The 16,077-nt window shown below is 72.3% G+C and carries 16 protein-coding genes; 12 read left to right on the top strand and 4 right to left on the bottom strand.

The window, feature by feature from the left end; all coding sequences use genetic code 11:
- Window positions 1-119 precede the first annotated feature (119 nt).
- Together mshD and DFJ69_RS09995 are read right to left on the bottom strand one after the other, a co-directional pair.
- Window positions 120-1,004, bottom strand: coding sequence for a mycothiol synthase (gene mshD / locus DFJ69_RS10000; protein WP_116022223.1), 885 nt, complete (start codon window positions 1,002-1,004; stop codon window positions 120-122).
- Window positions 1,005-1,086: 82 nt separating this feature from the next.
- The gene (locus DFJ69_RS09995; RefSeq protein WP_116022222.1) at window positions 1,087-1,800 is read right to left on the bottom strand and encodes a winged helix-turn-helix transcriptional regulator; all 714 of its coding nucleotides are present in this window, start codon (window positions 1,798-1,800) and stop codon (window positions 1,087-1,089) included.
- A gap of 148 nt (window positions 1,801-1,948) precedes the next feature.
- Between DFJ69_RS09995 and DFJ69_RS09990 the strand changes: the two genes are divergently transcribed.
- From DFJ69_RS09990 to DFJ69_RS09955, 9 genes are all read left to right on the top strand, one after another.
- Complete coding sequence (locus tag DFJ69_RS09990; protein WP_116022221.1) at window positions 1,949-2,203, top strand: MoaD/ThiS family protein; 255 nt, start codon at window positions 1,949-1,951, stop codon at window positions 2,201-2,203.
- Between the two features lie 106 nt (window positions 2,204-2,309).
- Window positions 2,310-3,008 (top strand): LmeA family phospholipid-binding protein, encoded by a 699-nt coding sequence (locus DFJ69_RS09985; RefSeq protein ID WP_116022220.1) that lies wholly within the window; start codon window positions 2,310-2,312, stop codon window positions 3,006-3,008.
- A gap of 46 nt (window positions 3,009-3,054) precedes the next feature.
- Entirely contained in the window at window positions 3,055-3,567 is a 513-nt protein-coding gene (locus tag DFJ69_RS09980) for a sigma-70 family RNA polymerase sigma factor (protein ID WP_116022219.1), read from the top strand.
- A complete protein-coding gene (locus tag DFJ69_RS35450; RefSeq protein WP_116022218.1) occupies window positions 3,564-4,250 on the top strand; it encodes an anti-sigma factor family protein in 687 nt (228 codons plus the stop codon). The genes DFJ69_RS09980 and DFJ69_RS35450 overlap by 4 nt, the downstream gene beginning before the upstream one ends.
- A gap of 70 nt (window positions 4,251-4,320) precedes the next feature.
- Window positions 4,321-4,746: a thioredoxin family protein gene (locus DFJ69_RS09970; RefSeq protein WP_116022217.1), complete on the top strand. Its 426-nt coding sequence runs from the start codon at window positions 4,321-4,323 to the stop codon at window positions 4,744-4,746.
- Window positions 4,747-4,770: 24 nt separating this feature from the next.
- Entirely contained in the window at window positions 4,771-4,926 is a 156-nt protein-coding gene (locus DFJ69_RS36445) for a putative leader peptide (protein WP_425453319.1), read from the top strand.
- A gap of 71 nt (window positions 4,927-4,997) precedes the next feature.
- A complete protein-coding gene (locus tag DFJ69_RS09965; protein WP_116022216.1) occupies window positions 4,998-5,435 on the top strand; it encodes a DUF4395 domain-containing protein in 438 nt (145 codons plus the stop codon).
- A complete protein-coding gene (locus DFJ69_RS09960) occupies window positions 5,432-6,271 on the top strand; it encodes a sulfurtransferase (RefSeq protein ID WP_116022215.1) in 840 nt (279 codons plus the stop codon). Before DFJ69_RS09965 ends, DFJ69_RS09960 begins: the two co-directional genes overlap by 4 nt.
- A gap of 30 nt (window positions 6,272-6,301) precedes the next feature.
- On the top strand, window positions 6,302-6,610 hold the full coding sequence (locus tag DFJ69_RS09955; protein ID WP_116022214.1) for a DUF1416 domain-containing protein: 309 nt from the start codon (window positions 6,302-6,304) through the stop codon (window positions 6,608-6,610).
- A 73-nt stretch (window positions 6,611-6,683) separates the two neighbouring features.
- On the opposite strand, the gene DFJ69_RS09950 is transcribed toward DFJ69_RS09955, so the two are convergent.
- Window positions 6,684-7,493 carry a hypothetical protein gene (locus DFJ69_RS09950; RefSeq protein ID WP_116022213.1) on the bottom strand — a complete coding sequence of 270 codons (810 nt, stop codon included), beginning with the start codon at window positions 7,491-7,493 and terminating at the stop codon, window positions 6,684-6,686.
- Between the two features lie 202 nt (window positions 7,494-7,695).
- Between DFJ69_RS09950 and DFJ69_RS09945 the strand changes: the two genes are divergently transcribed.
- On the top strand, window positions 7,696-9,015 hold the full coding sequence (locus tag DFJ69_RS09945) for a S8 family serine peptidase (protein WP_116022212.1): 1,320 nt from the start codon (window positions 7,696-7,698) through the stop codon (window positions 9,013-9,015).
- Between the two features lie 48 nt (window positions 9,016-9,063).
- Here DFJ69_RS09945 and eccCa read toward each other — a convergent pair whose 3' ends face one another.
- On the bottom strand, window positions 9,064-13,041 hold the full coding sequence (eccCa, locus tag DFJ69_RS09940; protein ID WP_116022211.1) for a type VII secretion protein EccCa: 3,978 nt from the start codon (window positions 13,039-13,041) through the stop codon (window positions 9,064-9,066).
- Window positions 13,042-13,161: 120 nt separating this feature from the next.
- On the opposite strand from eccCa, the gene eccD reads away from it, so the two are divergent.
- Complete coding sequence (eccD, locus tag DFJ69_RS09935) at window positions 13,162-14,562, top strand: type VII secretion integral membrane protein EccD (protein ID WP_116022210.1); 1,401 nt, start codon at window positions 13,162-13,164, stop codon at window positions 14,560-14,562.
- Between the two features lie 7 nt (window positions 14,563-14,569).
- On the top strand, window positions 14,570-16,009 hold the full coding sequence (eccB, locus tag DFJ69_RS09930; RefSeq protein ID WP_116022209.1) for a type VII secretion protein EccB: 1,440 nt from the start codon (window positions 14,570-14,572) through the stop codon (window positions 16,007-16,009).
- Window positions 16,010-16,077: the final 68 nt, after the last annotated feature.

Raw genomic sequence — 16,077 nt, 5'->3', positions numbered from 1 at the left:
CCGACCCAGGTGAACGCGAGATGAACCAGGCCGGGCGGATCGACCAAGTTTGTCTCGATGAGAGATTGACGCCCGGTTAACACCGCTGGTCACTGCGGGGGCTCTGCCCAGGCAGGTCCCTATTGCCCCGGCGTATGGCCGTACATGACGTCCACGAGATAAGGGGTGAACCCGAGGCCCTCGTACAGCCGCACGGCGGCCCGGTTGGACTCGTCCACGTAGAGGAGCACGGCCGGCAGCCCCCGGTCGCGGAGATGGTGGAGGCCGACCAACGTCAGGGTGCGGCCGAGCCCGAGCCCTTGGGCGTCGGGATCGACGCCGACCACGTAGACCTCGCCGATCGGGTCGGGATGGACCTTGGTCCAGTGGAAGCCGATCACCCGGCCGTCCCGTTCGGCGAGAAAAAGCCCCGCCGGGTCGAACCACGGCTCCGCCTCGCGGGCGAGGACGTCGTCCAAAGTCCACGACCCCTGCTCGGGGTGGTCGGCGAAGGCGCGCCGGTTGACCTCCAGCCAGGCCGCCTCGTCGCGCCCGGGCTCGAACGCGCGGATCGACACGCCCCCGGGCATGACGGGCTCGGGAAGCGGCGGCATGCCTTCGAAGGGACGCCGCATCTGGAACAGGACGCGGACGCGGTCGAAGCCCTCGGAGGCGGCCAGCGCGGCGGCGGCGGGCGGGTCCCCGTGCGCCCAGACCCGCAGCGGCCCGGCGGCCTCCCGGAGGAGCTCCCGCAGCAGGGCGCGGCCGTGGCCGCGCCGGCGGTGGTCGGGATGCACGACGAGTTCCCCGGCGGCGCTCTCCTCCTCGGTGGCGGGCTCGAGATGCGCGTACGCGACGATCACGCCGTCCGCCCGCCGCACCAGCGACCGGGCGCGGCCGGAACGCAGCAACAGCAGCGACTGCTCCGACAGCGGGGCCACACCGTCCTGCCGGGTCGCCGCGTCGACCAGCGCCAGCACCTCGTCCACCTGCGGCTCCGTCAGGCCGCCCACATGATCGCCCATGGCGTCACCCTAGCCGGCGCGCGAACGGAGCGTTCCACGCGCGGGCCCGCCGGAACGGTGGCAGACCGTTCCAACGTTCCAACTACGAGCGCACGGGCTCGCTGATCTCGGCCTCGCCCGGGCGGTGGTCCGGGACGAAGCGGTAGCCGACGTTGCGGACCGTGCCGATCAGGGACTCGTACTCGGCGCCGAGCTTGGCCCGCAGTCGTCGCACGTGGACGTCCACGGTCCGGGTGCCGCCGAAGTAGTCGTAGCCCCACACCTCCTGCAGCAGTTGGGCGCGGGTGAACACCCGGCCCGGATGCTGCGCGAGGTACTTCAGCAGCTCGAACTCCTTGAAGGTCAGGTCCAGGACCCGGCCCCGGAGCCGCGCCGTGTAGGTCGCCTCGTCGATGGTCAGGTCACCGCTGCGGATCTCGCCCGGCACGTCGTCGGCCTCGCCGGCCGCCACGCGTCCGATCGCCAGCCGCAGGCGCGCCTCGACCTCGGCCGGCCCCGACCCCTGGAGCAGGACGTCGTCCAGCCCCCACTCGGGGCTGAGCGCGGCGAGCCCGCCCTCGGTCACGATGCCCAGCAGAGGGCAGTCGAGCCCGGTGGTCCGCAGCAGCCGGCACAGGCTCTTGGCCTGGACCAGGTCACGGCGGGCGTCGACGAGGATCACGTCGGCCGGTGGGGCGTCGATGAGCGCCGACGCCTCCGCCGGGGCGACGCGCACCGAGTGCAAGAGCAATCCCAACGCCGGGAGGACCTCGTCGGAGGGCTCCAGTGCGTTGGTGAGCAAGAGCAAGCTGCTCAAAGTGCCGCCTCCCGCCCATAAAAGACGTCAAGGACCCGGGGGCCTCATCGCCCGGATCCCTCGACCTGAGGATATCCGAGCCGTCCGTCAGGACAATGGCGGGTGTCCATCCGGTTTCGGACGTTGCGGGAATGAGATCCTGGAAGGCATGTCCCAGGGGATGATCAGATATTGGGCCGCGGCGCGCGCCGCGGCCGGGGTCGAGACGGAGCCGTACGAGGCGGACACGCTCGCCGAGGCACTGGCCGGCGCCCTGCGGGCAAGGGATGCGGAGTTCGCCCGGGTCGTGGCCCGCAGTTCGTTCTTGGTCGACGGGGACCCCGTCGGCGCCCGTCCGCACGACGCCGTGAAGCTCGGGAAGGGCGCCGTGATCGAGGTCCTGCCGCCCTTCGCGGGTGGTTGATCTCACACCGTACGCCTCCCGGACCGAACTCCGGGCCGTGTTCCCGGACTCTCATGGGGAAACGGACACGCTCTCATGGGAAAACGGGCACGGATCGAGGAGGAACATGCGCAAGGTCCTGATCGTGGTCGCGATCCTGCTGGTCGGCGGCCTCATCGCGGCCGACCGGATCGGCGTGCGGATCGTCGAGGACAGGATCGGCCGGGAGGTCGCCGCGCAGTACGACCTGCGCGAGGACCCCGACGTGACGATCCACGGCTTCCCGTTCCTCACCCAGGCGATCGGCGGCGAGTACGACCGGATCGACCTGCGGATCGGCGAGTACGCCCAGGCGGACGTCACCGTGCGGGACGTCCGGGTCGAGATGCACGGGGTGCGCGCCCCGCTCGGCGAGGTGACGGGCGGCGACTCCCGGAACGTCACGGTGCGGACCGCCACCGCGTCCGCGGTCGTGCCCTACGACCTGATCCGGCGCTACGCGCCCAAGGAGATCACCCGGATCGCGCCGCAGGGCCCCGACCTCCGGGTGGACCTGTCCGGCTCCCTCGCCGGCGTCCCGCTGAGCGGCACCGCCGTGGTCTCCGTGCGGGCGACGGCCGAGGGCATCCGGATCACCCCGCGCTCGATCGGCAACGGCGCGGTGCAACTCCCCGTGAACGTGCTGCGGGAGCGGCTCGCCTGGACGGTGCCCGTACGGGACCTGCCGGTCGGCTCCCGGATCGGCGACGTCCAGGTCACCGAGGGCGGGCTCCGGGTCTCCGCGTCCGCCCGGAACCTGCGGCTGAACGATCTCCGGACGAACTGAGGGCCCCGGCGGTGAACCGGGCGCCGACGACGTACGTGTCACCGGTGTGGGACCCACCGCGGACGAACGGCTGCTGCGCTCGCTGTACGCCGAGCACGGCGGCCCGCTGCTCGGCTACGTCCTGCGGCTCACCGGCGGCGACCGGCAGCAGGCCGAGGACGTCGTCCAGGAGACGCTGCTGCGGGCCTGGCGGCATCCCGAGGCGCTCACCGGGCGGCCGGTGCGCCCCTGGCTGTTCACCGTGGCCCGCAACCTCGTGGTGGACGCGCACCGGGCCCGGCGGTCCCGGCCCCCGGAGATCGGCCTGAGCGAGCAGGCGGCGATCCCGACCGAGGGCGACGACATCGACCGGGCGCTGGAGTCGTGGTCGGTGGCCGAGGCGTTGGCCGATCTGAGCCCGTCGCACCGCGCGGTGATCCTCGAGACCTATTACCGGGGGCGGTCGGTCGCCGAGGCCGCCAAGATCCTGGGCATTCCGCCGGGGACCGTGAAGTCGCGGACCTACTACGCGCTGCGTGCGCTGAAGCTCGCCCTGGAGGAGCGGGGGTTGGCGCCATGAGCAGGGAATGCGAGGACGTGCGGATCTCGCTGGGGGTCTACGTGCTCGGCGCGATCGACCCGGTCGAACGGTCGCAGGTGGACGCGCACCTGGCCGGATGCCCCTCCTGCCGGGACGAGCTGGCCGGGATGGCCGGGCTGCCCGCCCTCTTGGGCCGGGTCGGCGAGGCCGAGATCGCCGAGTCGGCGGGCCCCCCCGACGATCTGTTGGAGCCCCTGCTCGCGCGGGCGGCGGCCGAACGCCGCCGCGGCCGGTTCGGCGGCCGCCGGCTTTCGTTCGTCGCCGCCGCTGCGGTGCTGCTGGTGGTGGGTGGCCTCTTCGGCGGCCTGGTGGGTGACCGGCTCGGCGACGACGGATCCCCGGTGGCCCGCCCGTCCGCGTCGCCCACGGGTGAACGGCTGACCGCGTACGACGGGCGAACGGGCGTGTCGGCGTGGCTGCTCGTGAAGAGGAGGCCGTCGGGGACCGGCGCGGAGGTGCACCTGACGGGCGTCCCCGTCGGCAGCCGATGCCGTCTGGAGGCGGTCGACCGCGACGGCAGGCCCGACCAGATGGGGAGCTGGCGGGTGGCCGGCCACGGGTACAACGCGTTCTACGGCTCCTCGATGCTGCCGCGCGATCGGGTGACGTCGTTCCGGATCGTCTCGGCGGACGGTCGGACGCTGCTCGACATCCCGGCGTGATCCCGGTCCGGTGCCGACCTGAGGGACGCGCGGAACATCCCGTGCCCGGAGGCGGTTATCGTCACCGACCATGGAGGGTGCGCTCGTCGCAGCCGGGGTGCTGCTCGCGGCCACGGTGTTCGGCCTCGTTCGCCGACACCGGGACGGCAGGCTGCGCGCGGTACGGGAAGTGGAGGACGCCGTGCCGGAACGCCTCGGTCCCGAGGAGCTGGGCGTGGGACTGGGGGAGCGGGCCACGCTGGTGCAGTTCTCCACCGCGTTCTGCGCTCCGTGCCGGACCACCCGCCGCGTGCTGGAGGACGTCGCCGGGATGGTGGAGGGGGTCGCGCACGTCGAGATCGACGCCGAGGCCCGCCTGGACCTCGTGCGGCGGCTCAACGTCGTCCGCACCCCCACCGTCCTCGTGCTCGACACCGCGGGACGCGTGGTGCGGCGCGCCTCCGGGGCTCCCCGCAAGGCCGACGTGATCGCCGCCCTCGGCGCGGCGATCGACTGACGCGGTCCCCTGACCAGGGTCGGGATGGACGTCGTCGTCTCGCTACGCGAGACAGATGTGACATCGTGCGAGACAGCGCCTACCATCAAGTCCGTGCGTTACTGGACAGAGCAGATGCTCACGAAGCGACGCGCGGTGGACTTCTGCCGCGTGTCCGCCTCGCTCTGTCGCATGGTCTGAGGCATCGAGCCCCCTAGAGCCCTTCGAGTCTCCTCTCAGCTCGCCTAAGTCTCAGCACCTGGAGCACCACGATGCAGGTCGATCCGCGTGGACAGCGTGTGGCCGCCGGTATCACCGCCCTCGTCCTGGTGGCCGTGCTGGTGACGGGCAGCGGGGTGTTGCTCGCAGCCCAGGCCGTGGTGTTCGCCGTCGGAGCCCTCGTGGGCCTTCGGTACTCCCCGTACGGGATCCTCTTCCAGGCCCTGATCAGGCCGCGGATCGGGCCGCCCGGAGAGTTGGAGGCCGCCGCGCCGCCCCGGTTCGCCCAGGGTGTCGGGCTGGCCTTCGCCGTGGCGGGGGTGACCGGGTACGCCTTGGGGGCCGACTGGCTCGGCATCGGTGCCACCGCCTTCGCGCTGGGGGCGGCGTTCCTGAACGCGACGTTCGGGTTCTGCCTCGGCTGCGAGATGTTCCTGCTGATCCGTCGCGTGATTCCAATCAACCGCTCCGACAGGGAGGTCCCCGTATGAGCCGCACCGATGTCCTGGTGGACGCCGCATGGGTGGAAAGCCACCTCGATGACCCGGGTCTCGTTCTCGTCGAGGTCGACGAGGACGTCTCGGCCTACGACAAGGGTCACATCCGTGGCGCCGTCAAGATCGACTGGAAGTCCGAGCTGCAGGACCCCGTGCGGCGCGACTTCGTCGACCGGACCGGCTTCGAGCAGTTGCTGTCCTCCAAGGGCATCGCCAACGACGACCTGGTGATCCTCTACGGCGGCAACAACAACTGGTTCGCGGCCTACGCGTACTGGTACTTCAAGCTGTACGGCCACGAGAAGGTGCAGCTCCTCGACGGCGGCCGCAAGAAGTGGGAGCTGGACTCCCGCGAGCTGGTCACCGACGTTCCCAGCCGTCCGGCCACCTCGTACCGGGCCAAGGAGCAGGACCTCGCCATCCGCGCGTTCCGCGACGAGGTCGTCGACGCGATCGGCAAGGACAACCTGATCGACGTCCGCTCGCCCGACGAGTTCTCCGGCAAGCTGCTCGCTCCCGCCCACCTCCCGCAGGAGCAGGCGCAGCGCGCCGGCCACGTGCCGACCGCCCGCAGCATCCCGTGGTCCAAGGCCGCGAACGACGACGGCACCTTCAAGTCCGACGACGAGCTGCGCGCCCTGTACGCCGAGGCCGGGGTGGACCTGTCCAAGCCGACCATCGCCTACTGCCGCATCGGCGAGCGCTCCTCGCACACCTGGTTCGCCCTGCGCGAGCTGCTGGGCCTGTCGGACGTGAAGAACTACGACGGCTCCTGGACCGAGTACGGCTCGCTGGTCGGCGTCCCGATCGAGCTCGGCGAGGCCAAGTAAACCCCGCTACGCGGAGATTGGAGTTCCACCATGACTCAGGGCTGCGCGGCTCCCGCTCAGACGGCTAGCCTTCCCGCCACCGTCGACCTGGCCAACGAGGCCGTGATCCAGGGCACCGTCACCCGTGACGGCGCCCCCGTGTCCAGCGCCTACGCGCGACTGCTGGACGGCTCGGGCGAGTTCACCGCCGAGGTCGTGACCGGCGAGGAGGGCGTGTTCCGCTTCTTCGCCGCCGACGGCGACTGGACCGTGCGCGTGCTGGCCGCCGGCGGCGTCAGCATCGACTCGGCCGTCACCGCCAAGGTCGGCGAGGTCGCCGCCCTCGAGGTCGCCATCTGACCTCGGGCCCTCAGGCCCACCGAAGGCCCCGCCCCCGGCCCACACCGGCGGCGGGGCCTTCGCGCATGCGCGGTCAGCCCGCGCAGGAACGGCACCGGGCGAGCACGTCGATCACCGCCCGGACGGCGGTGGTCGCTCCGCCGCGTGCCGTGGTCTCGTCCACCGGGGTCGTGCCGCCGTCCGAGCCGCCGAACGTCACCTCGATCAGGGTGTTGCGGTAGAGCGCCCACACCGTCGCCGTGCCGGCCCGAGCGGTGGCCGTCCGGGTGTCGGTGTACTGGGCGAACGCCTCCTCGCCGACGCCTCGGAGAGGCTGGACGGCTCCCCAGCTCAGCGTCTCCCCGCTCGTTCCGGTGCCGGAGGTGCCGGCGCGACCCTGAGCGGTCCGACGGGCGGCCTTGAGGGCCCGCGCATCCGTTCGGGAGTACAGGGCCACCTCGGCGCTCAAGGCGCGCTGACGCGACGCCTCGGGCCGCCGGGTCCGCCACTCACAGCCGGTGGAGCGGCCGTCCTCGCCCGGCCGGCCCGACATCGGCATCCTGCGCGGCCGGATCGGAACGGGGACGAGAGACCTCCGGACGGGCATCGGCACCAGCGTGCAGGGGGTGACGACCCTCGTGATCGAGCCCTGCGGGGAGGTCCGCCCGGCGAGGGTCGGCGCGGCGGCCGGAGCGGTGGGGCTCGGGGACGCCACCCGCCCGCCCTCACCGTTCCCGCCGGTGAGACGCGTGACCCCGAACACGGCACCGACCGCGACCAGGGCGGCGATCACGGCGACGACCGGGATCGGCCACGACCGCCGTCCCGATCCGACCGGACCGGGCGGCGGCGGCAACGGCTCCCACTGCTGGTGCCGCACGGGACCGTGATGGCCGGAGTTCACAGGGACCTCCCACGGCGACGGCCGTGATCGGGTGACGTCTGGTGTCGAGGCGCGCACGAGATTACCGAGATCTCGCCGCCGGGAGAACCACGCAGTCGGCGGGCTCCGCGGCCCCGTCCCGCGCGGACCGTACGCGTGCATTTCGGCTAGAGTCCGGCTTCAGGAACCGACGGTCCGGCGGTACGCCGCCAGGGAGGTGGGCATGCGGGCAACGGGGATCGCAGCCGGGGTGTGCCTGGGTGTCACGGTCGCCGTGGCGGTCCCTCCGGCGCTCGCGGCGCCGGAGACCGGGTCGCGGCCACAACTGGCCCCGTCGCCGTCGAAGAGCCCCCGCCCCTCAGGTCGGCCCACGACCCGGCCCACGGACCGCCCCACGGCGGACCCGGGCGATCGCCGGCCCAAGGAGCCCCGCGCGCAGGTCGAGTGCAACACCCCCCAGGGCTTCCGCGCCTCGCAGATCACCCAGGAGCCGTGGCCGCAGCGACGGCTCGACTTCGAGCAGGCGTGGAAGCTCACCAAGGGCAGGGGTGTCACCGTCGCCGTCGTGGACAGCGGGATCACCGCCGGCCACCCGCAGTTCGAGGGCCGGGTCCGCGACTTCTACGACACCACCGACACGGTGACCAGGGACTGCTTCGGGCACGGCACCGAGGTCGCGGGCATCATCGCCGCCGCCGACCACCGCGAGCGCAACGTGCCGTTCGTCGGCGTCGCCCCCGAGGCCACGCTGATCTCGGCCAAGTTCACCACCGGGGCCAGCACCAGCGACAACACCCACCTGCCCAAGGCCATCCGGTGGGCCGCCCAGCAGGGCGCCCAGGTGATCAACGTGTCCGCCGCCGCGCCCGACACCCCCGCGCTGCGCGCCGCCGTGATGTTCGCCCAGTCCAAGGACGCGCTGATCGTGGCGGCGGCCGGCAACGTCCCCGACCGGACCCGCAACATCGACGTTCCGGCGTACCCGGCCAGCTACAAGGGCGTCCTGTCGGTGGGCTCGGCCGACGAGACCGGCGCGATCTCCGACTTCTCCAACATCAAGTCCCGCGTGGACGTCGCCGCCCCCGGCAACAACGTGGTCTCCACCCTCGGCCGGGGCTACACCGCCGGGCTCGAGGGCACCAGTTTCGGCGCCCCGTACGCCGCCGGGGTCGCCGCCCTCGTCCGCGCGTACCGGCCCAACCTCAACTACCGGCAGGTCATCAACCGCATCGTGACCACCGCCGAGGGTGCCAGCGGCACCGGCAGCGGCAGCGGCATGATCAGCCCCCTGCAGGCGGTCACCGCCCTCACCGACAGCGAGGACATGCGCCAGCAGGAGCACCGCCCCGAGCCGATCCCGATCGCCGGGGTGCCCCCGGCCGACCGGCGCACCCGCAACCTCGGCCTGGGCATCGCCGGCGGCGCCGTCGGCCTCATCGTCACCCTCGGCTTCGCCGGCGCGGTCATCCCCCTGGGCCGCCGTCGAGGCTGGCGCCCCGCCCGGGCCGCCCGCCCCGCCGACCCGGGCCCCGGCGGCGCCTGACCGACGAACGCGAACGTGCCGGGCACCCGAGGGCGCCCGGCACGTCCTTCACTCCTCCGGCGTCAGGGCGGCGGTCTGCGTCAGGCGCTTGCCCGTACGGCGGTCGACGTGGGTGCCCCGGCCCTGGGGGAGCGGCTGGGGGCGGACGTCGCCGAACAGCGCGCCCTCGTCCTTGGTGCCGGACATGATGAGCGCGGGCGTCGCCATGTCCTTGAGGCGCTGCAGAACGGGGTCGAACAGGGCGCGGCCCGCACCGCCCATCGCCCGCGAGACGATGAGGTGCATGCCGATGTCGCGGGCCTGGGGGATCAGCTCGGCCAGCGCCGCCATCGGGTTGCCCGACGGGGTGGCGACCAACTCGTAGTCGTCCACCACCAGGAACAGCTCGGGGCCGTTCCACCAGGAGCGGTTGCGCAGTTGCTCCGGTGTCAGGTCCGACGGGGGCAGCCGGTTGGCCAGGGCCTCCCTCGTGTCGGACATCAGCGAGGCGGCGGCCGTCGAGGACGCCGCGTACCCGATGACGTGCTCGCTCTCGGCGGAGTCCAGCAGCGACCGCCGGTAGTCCAGGATCATCAGCCGGGCCTCGGTGAGCGAGTACCGGGCCTTGACCGACTCCACGATCAGACGCAGCAGGTTGGACTTGCCGCACTCGTTGTCGCCGATGACGATGAAGTGCGGGTCGTTGTCGAAGTCCAGCAGCACCGGCGCGAGCTGCTCCTCGTCGATGCCGATCGGCACCCGCCGGCCCGTGTCGGCGACCTGCGGCAACTGCGCCGCGGGCAGCAGCTCCGGCAGCATCCGCACCTTGGGCGCGCCGGGCCTGTCGCCCCACGCGTTCTTCACGGTCTCGACCAACTGCCGGACCCCCGCCACGAGGTCCTCGGCGTGCACCTGCCCGTCGATGCGCGGGAGCGCCGACATGAAGTGCAGACCCTCGCGGGTGAGGCCGCGCCCCGGACGCCCCTCGGGGACGTTCGCGGCCAGCTTGCGGTCCATCTCCGACTCGTACGCGTCACCGAGCCGCAGCTCCAGCCGCGTCGCGAACAGGTCGCGGATGGTGGTGCGGAACTCCGACCACTTGTTGGTCGCCGCCATGACGTGGATGCCGTAGCCGAGGCCGCGCGCCGCCACGTCGGTGATCGCCGTCTCGACCTGCTCGAACTCCTGCCGGACGGTGAGCCAGTTGTCCACCACCAGGAACACGTCGCCGAAGCCGTCGCCGGAGATCTCCCCGGAGGCCCGCATCCGCCGGTACGTGGCGATGGAGTCGATGCCCCGCTCGGTGAAGAACCGCTCCCGCTCCTCCAGCAGGTTGGTGACCTCGGCGACCGTACGACGGACCCGGTCGGGGTCGAGCCGGGACGCCACCCCGCCGACGTGCGGCAGGTCGTTCAGGGTCGCCATCGTGCCGCCGCCGAAGTCCAGGCAGTAGAACTGGACCTCCTGCGGGGTGTGCATCAGCGCCAGCGACGTGATCAGCGTCCGCAGCACCGTCGACTTGCCGCTCTGTGGCGCGCCCGCCACCGCCAGGTGACCGGCCGCGCCCGACAGGTCCAGCCACATCGGGTCCCGGCGCTGGTCGAACGGGCGGTCCACGATCCCCGCCGCCGCGAACAGCTTGCCGCGCCCGTCCCAGCCCGCCGTGGTGAAGCCGTGCTCGGGGGTCTCCGCGAGCCGGGGCAGCATCTGGTCGAGGCTGGTGGGGTCGTCCAGCGGCGGCAGCCAGATCGGGTGCGCGGGCGGGCCCTGGTCGGCCAGCCGCCGCACGACCAGGTCGAACAGGCTCTCCTCCGGCCCGCTGCTCTCCTGCTCCTGCTCCGGCTCCTCCGGCGCGCGCTCGATCTGCGGCTGCACGTACGCGGGGCCGAACTGCACGATCTGCGGGATCCGCCGGGGCCCGCCGGCCTCCACCCGCGTCTGCTGGGGCTTGTGCGCGCCCGACACGTACGCCGCCCGGAAGCGGGTCATCGTCTCGGTGCCGACCTTCAGGTAGCCGTTGCCCGGCGCCTGCGGCAGCTCGTACGCGTCCGGGACGCCGAGGACCACCCGCGACTCCATCGCCGAGAACGTCCGCAGACCGATCCGGTACGACAGGTGCGTGTCCAGGCCCCGCAGCTTGCCCTCCTCCAGCCGCTGCGACGCCAGCAACAGGTGAACGCCCAGCGAACGCCCCAGCCGCCCGATCATCACGAACAGCTCGATGAAGTCCGGCTTGGCCGACAACAGCTCGGAGAACTCGTCCAGCACCACGAACAGCGTCGGCATCGGCTGCAGCGGAGCGCCCTGCTCCCGGGCCTTCTCGTAATCGCGCAGCGAGGCGTAGTTGCCCGCCTGCCGCAGCCACTCCTGCCGCCGCACCATCTCGCCGTGCAGCGCGTCGTACATGCGGTCGACGAGGGGGAGCTCGTCCTCCAGGTTGGTGATGATGGCCGACACGTGCTGCAGCCCGTCCATCCCCAGGAACGTCGCGCCGCCCTTGAAGTCGACGAGCACGAAGTTCAGCACCTCGGACGAGTGGGTCATCGCCAGACCCAGCACGAGCGTCCGCAGCAGCTCCGACTTGCCGGAACCGGTCGCGCCGATGCACAGGCCGTGCGGGCCGAAGCCGCCCTGCGCCGCCTCCTTGATGTCCAGGTCGACCGGACGGCCCTCGCCGTCCACGCCGATCGGCACCCGCAGCCGGTTGCGCGGCGCCCTCGGCCGCCACACCTCCGACACGTCCAGCCGGTCGGGCTCGTCCACGCCCAGCAGCGACGTCAGCGTGGTCGCCGACGACAGCACGTCGTGCTCCGCGCCGCCCACGGCCGCGCTGGCGCGCAGCGGCGCGAGCTGCCGGGCCAGGCCCTCGGCCTGGATGATGCCGAGCTGGTCGGGACGACCGAGTCCGGTCGCCACGTCCTTGCCGGTGCGGTCGCGCCGCAGCATCGCCATCCGCGTCTCGGCCACCCGCAGCCGCAGCATGGTGTTGTCCGCGGTGGGGGCCACCGAACCGGTGAGGTCGATCACGCACACGTTCTTGATGCCGTCCGCGCCGATCTGCGAGTCGGCCGTCACCGCCCCGCCGTCGACGATCACGATGTGGTACGGCAGGTCGTTGCCGCCGAGCCCCGGGGAGAACCGCGCCCGGTCCTTCAGCTCGCCGCCGAGGACCACCTCGATCCCGGTGAGCGTGGTCGACATCAGCCGGACCGGTCCCGCCGCGTCCGTCTCGGTCGGGTGCATGGCGTGCGGCAGCCACTTCACCCAGTCCCAGTGCGGCATCGCCTCCGCCGAGGCGCACACCGAGACCCGCAGGTCGTCCGGTGAGTGGAAGGCCGCCATCTGCGCGATCATCGCCCGCACCATGGCCCGCACCGGCTCCGGCTCGCCCCTCGGGATGATCCGCGCGAACGACGGCAGCGACACCGCCACCGGCAGGTTCGGCACCGTCGAGTGCGCCCGGATGAACCGGCGCAGCGCCCCGGCCGTCATGGGCTCCAGATCCTCGATCGGCTTGGTCTCCGGCGGCACCAGCTCCACCGCGAGCTTCTGCGGGCCGGCGCCGATCCGCACGTTGCCGAAGTCGCCGTCGTGCGGGCGGCGCTCCCAGATCCGCGCGCTCATCACCAGCGACCACAGCGACTCCGGATGCGGGCTGTTCCACTCCAGCGACTCGCGCTGCTGATCGGCGGCCCGGCGCACCCTCCGCCGCGCCTGGCCGAGATAGCGGAAGTAGTCGCGGCGGGCGCCGTTCAGCTTGAACTTGCGCTCCCCGGAGCCCCGCCCCATCTGGCCGACCATCATCGCGCCCATGGCCAGCGCCATCCCGCCGCTGCTGATCATCATCAGCGGGTTCCGGGTGCCGCCGCCCAGGAACATCAGGCCCATCATGACCGGCATCACGGCCATCGGCAGATACATCAGAACGGCCTGGAACCCGCCGCTCTGCGTCTCCGGGATCTCCGGCGGGGACTCCAGCAACAACTCCCCACGGGGGGCGGGCGGAGGCGGCCGGCGCTCCTGACGTCGGATGAGTTGGGTGCTCATGTGCTCCTCCCGGGGCGGAACAGGACATCGCCTGACCAAACCGGAATCGCAGATTGATTTCACGGGATCGGAGCCATCATCCTAAGCTGCGCGGTGTTGTCGTCTAGGAGGACGGACCTCGTGAACGCCCCCGCTGGCCTCGAACTGTGCAGGGTGACGATCGTCGCGCCGCGACGCAGGATCGACCTGTCGCTCCCGTCGGACGTCCCGCTCGCCCACATGCTCCCGACCCTGCTCCGCGCCGCCGGGGCCGACCTGGCCGACGCCGGGCTCGCCCACTCCGGCTGGGTGCTGCAGCGCCTCGACGAGGCCCCGTTCGACCTCGCCCAGAACCTGGGGCAGCTCGGGGTGAAGGACGGTGAGATCCTCTACTTCCGGCCCCGGCTGGCCCAGCTCCCCGAGCTGTCGTTCGACGATGTCGCCGACGTCATCGCCAGCGGCATCCGCGAACGCCCCGACCGCTGGCGGCCCGCCACCACCCGGGGGTTCTGGCTGAACGGCGCGGCGGCGGCGCTGCTCGTCGGCGCGGCGGTCATCGCCCTGTCCGGCCCGCCCTGGATCGCCCCCGCCATCGCCGCCGGCGCGGTCGCGCTGATCGCGCTGATCGGCGCCGCCATGCTGTCGCGCGCGTTCGGCGACTCCGGCGCCGGCACCATGCTCGGGTACGTCGCGCTGCCGCACGCGTTCCTCGCGGGGCTGCTCGGGCCCGCCGACTCCGACATGGCGTTGTTGGAGGCGGGTGCGCCGCATCTGCTCGCCGCCTGCGGCGTCACGACCCTGGCCGCCCTGATCGCGGCGTTCGCGGTGGCGGACGGGCTGCCGCCGTTCCTCGGGGTGTTCTTCGCCGGGCTGTTCGGACTGCTCGGGGCCGGCATCGCGTTCTTCGTCGACGGCCGGCCGCCCGCCGGGATCGCCTCGACCATCGCGGTCGTGCTGATGGCGTTCGCCGCGCTGGTGCCGTCGCTGTCGTTCAAGCTGGCGAGGCTGCCGCTGCCGCCCGTGCCCGCCAACGCCGACGAGCTGCGCAACGACACGGAGGTGGTCGACGGTCGCACCGTGCTGACCCGCACCGCCGCCGCCAACCGGTTCGCCACCGGGCTGGTCGCCTGCATCTCGCTGGTCTCCATCGGCGCGCTGCTGTTCCTGTCCACCGAGGACGGCTGGATCGCCCCGACGCTCACCGCGATGATGTCGGTGTCGCTGCTGCTGCGCGCCCGGGTCTTCGGCGGCATCGCCCAACGGGCCTGGCTGCTCACCGCCGGCCTGATCGGCCTCGGGCTGCTGGAGGTGCACACCGCGCTGACCGGCGGCCAGGTCGCCGCGCTCGCGATGGCGCTGGTGCCGCTGGTCCTCATCACCGGCATCGTCATCGCGGTGGTGCTGTGGCTGCCCGACCACCGGCCCACCCCGTTCTGGGGACGGGCCGGCGACATCATCGACCTGCTCGTGGTCATCACCCTGATCCCGCTCGCGCTGGGCGTGCTCGACGTCTACACCAGCGTGCGCGGGTTGGCGGGGTGACCGGCTGATGCAGAGCCGCCGAGATCTCTACCAGGCCCACCGGCTGATGATGCAGCGGGTCGGACTGGCGCTGCTGCAGGCCGAGCCGGACACCGCCGAGTCGCCGATGAAGCGGCTGACCATCGGGGCGTTCTCCGGGGCGATGGCCGCCCTGATCATCGCCGGCGTCTTCGGCATCTGGGGCCTGCTGTCGCCGGGCGGCGCCAAGGGCCTCGACAAGGGCGGGATCCTGATCATCGAGAAGGAGACCGGCACCAAGTACATCTACGACGCGAACTCCAAGAAGATGCTGCCCGTCGCCAACTACGCCTCGGCGATGCTGGCGCTCAACTCCTCCGGCAAGGTCGAGCGCCGCTCGGTGTCCCGCAAGTCGCTGCGCAGGTTCGAGCGCGGCCCGATGATCGGCATCGCCGGGGCGCCCGACTCGCTGCCGGACTCCAAGCAGCTCATCAAGGGCCCCTGGTCGGTGTGCGTACGCCGCGCGGAGGCCGCCACCGGCGTCAGCCAGATGTACACCGCGCTCGCCGCCGGTCGCGAGGTCGGCGGTCGCGCCCTCGGCGACGGTGAGGCGCTGGCGGTGAAGTCCGGCGGCCAGTCCTGGGTGATCTGGAAGGGCAACCGGATGCGCCTCGGCCTGTCCGACGCGCAGGCCACCAGCATCACCGGCGGCACCCAGGCCGTCGAGGTCGCCGGCACCTGGCTCAACGCCATCCCGGCCACCGGCGACTTCGTCGACCCCCCGGTCTCCGGCCGGGGCGAGCAGACCACCCGGGCGCCGGGCGGACAGGGGCGGGTCGGGCAGATCTTCCGCGCCGACCCCGGCGGAGGACGTTCCGCCCTGTGGTACGTGCTCTTGAAGGACGGCCTATCGGCGATCTCCGAGACGCAGGCGCAATTGCTGCTCAGCAATCCCGCGACCACTCAGGCCTATCCGGGCGCGCAGGCCCGATTCCTTCCGGTGGACGTTCCGACGGCGAGTTCCGTGCAGTCGGCCATCCGGCTCTTCAGCGACGCATTGCCGCCCACCCTGCCGCGTTTCGCCAGGTGGGACACCATGGCCCCGCTGTGCGTCGTTTATGCTGGCGGCTCGGTGACCGCCGCTCGTCTGACCATCGGCGGCAGTCTGCCGGCCCCCTCCAGCAGCGCGCTCGGCACCGGCGCGGGCGGCGGCTCCGCCGTCGACCAGGTGGTCCTGCCCCCGGGCGGGGCGGCCCTGGTCGGCCTCGCCTCCGGGTCCGGCGCGGTCTCCTCGCTGTCGATCGTGAGTGACCAAGGGATCCGCTTCGCGTTGCCATCTCCTGAAATCGCGGCCAAACTTGGGTTCGACGCGTCGAAAGCGACCCCGGTGCCGTCCAGTGTCATTCACCTCATTCCTTCGGGTCCGGCCCTCGACCCGCGCGAGGCCACCCGACCGCTGTCGATCCGCAGCACAGGCGGTGGCCCCTAGTTGGACGCCCGCCGCGACCGGTTGGTTCGCGGTTGTCCACATGAGGCTCGACTCATGCATTGATCTCG

The sequence above is a fragment of the Thermomonospora umbrina genome, from assembly GCF_003386555.1.
Taxonomy (GTDB): domain Bacteria; phylum Actinomycetota; class Actinomycetes; order Streptosporangiales; family Streptosporangiaceae; genus Thermomonospora; species Thermomonospora umbrina.
Note: the sequence above shows the minus strand (reverse complement) of the source record. Positions and strands in the feature narration are given on the sequence as shown.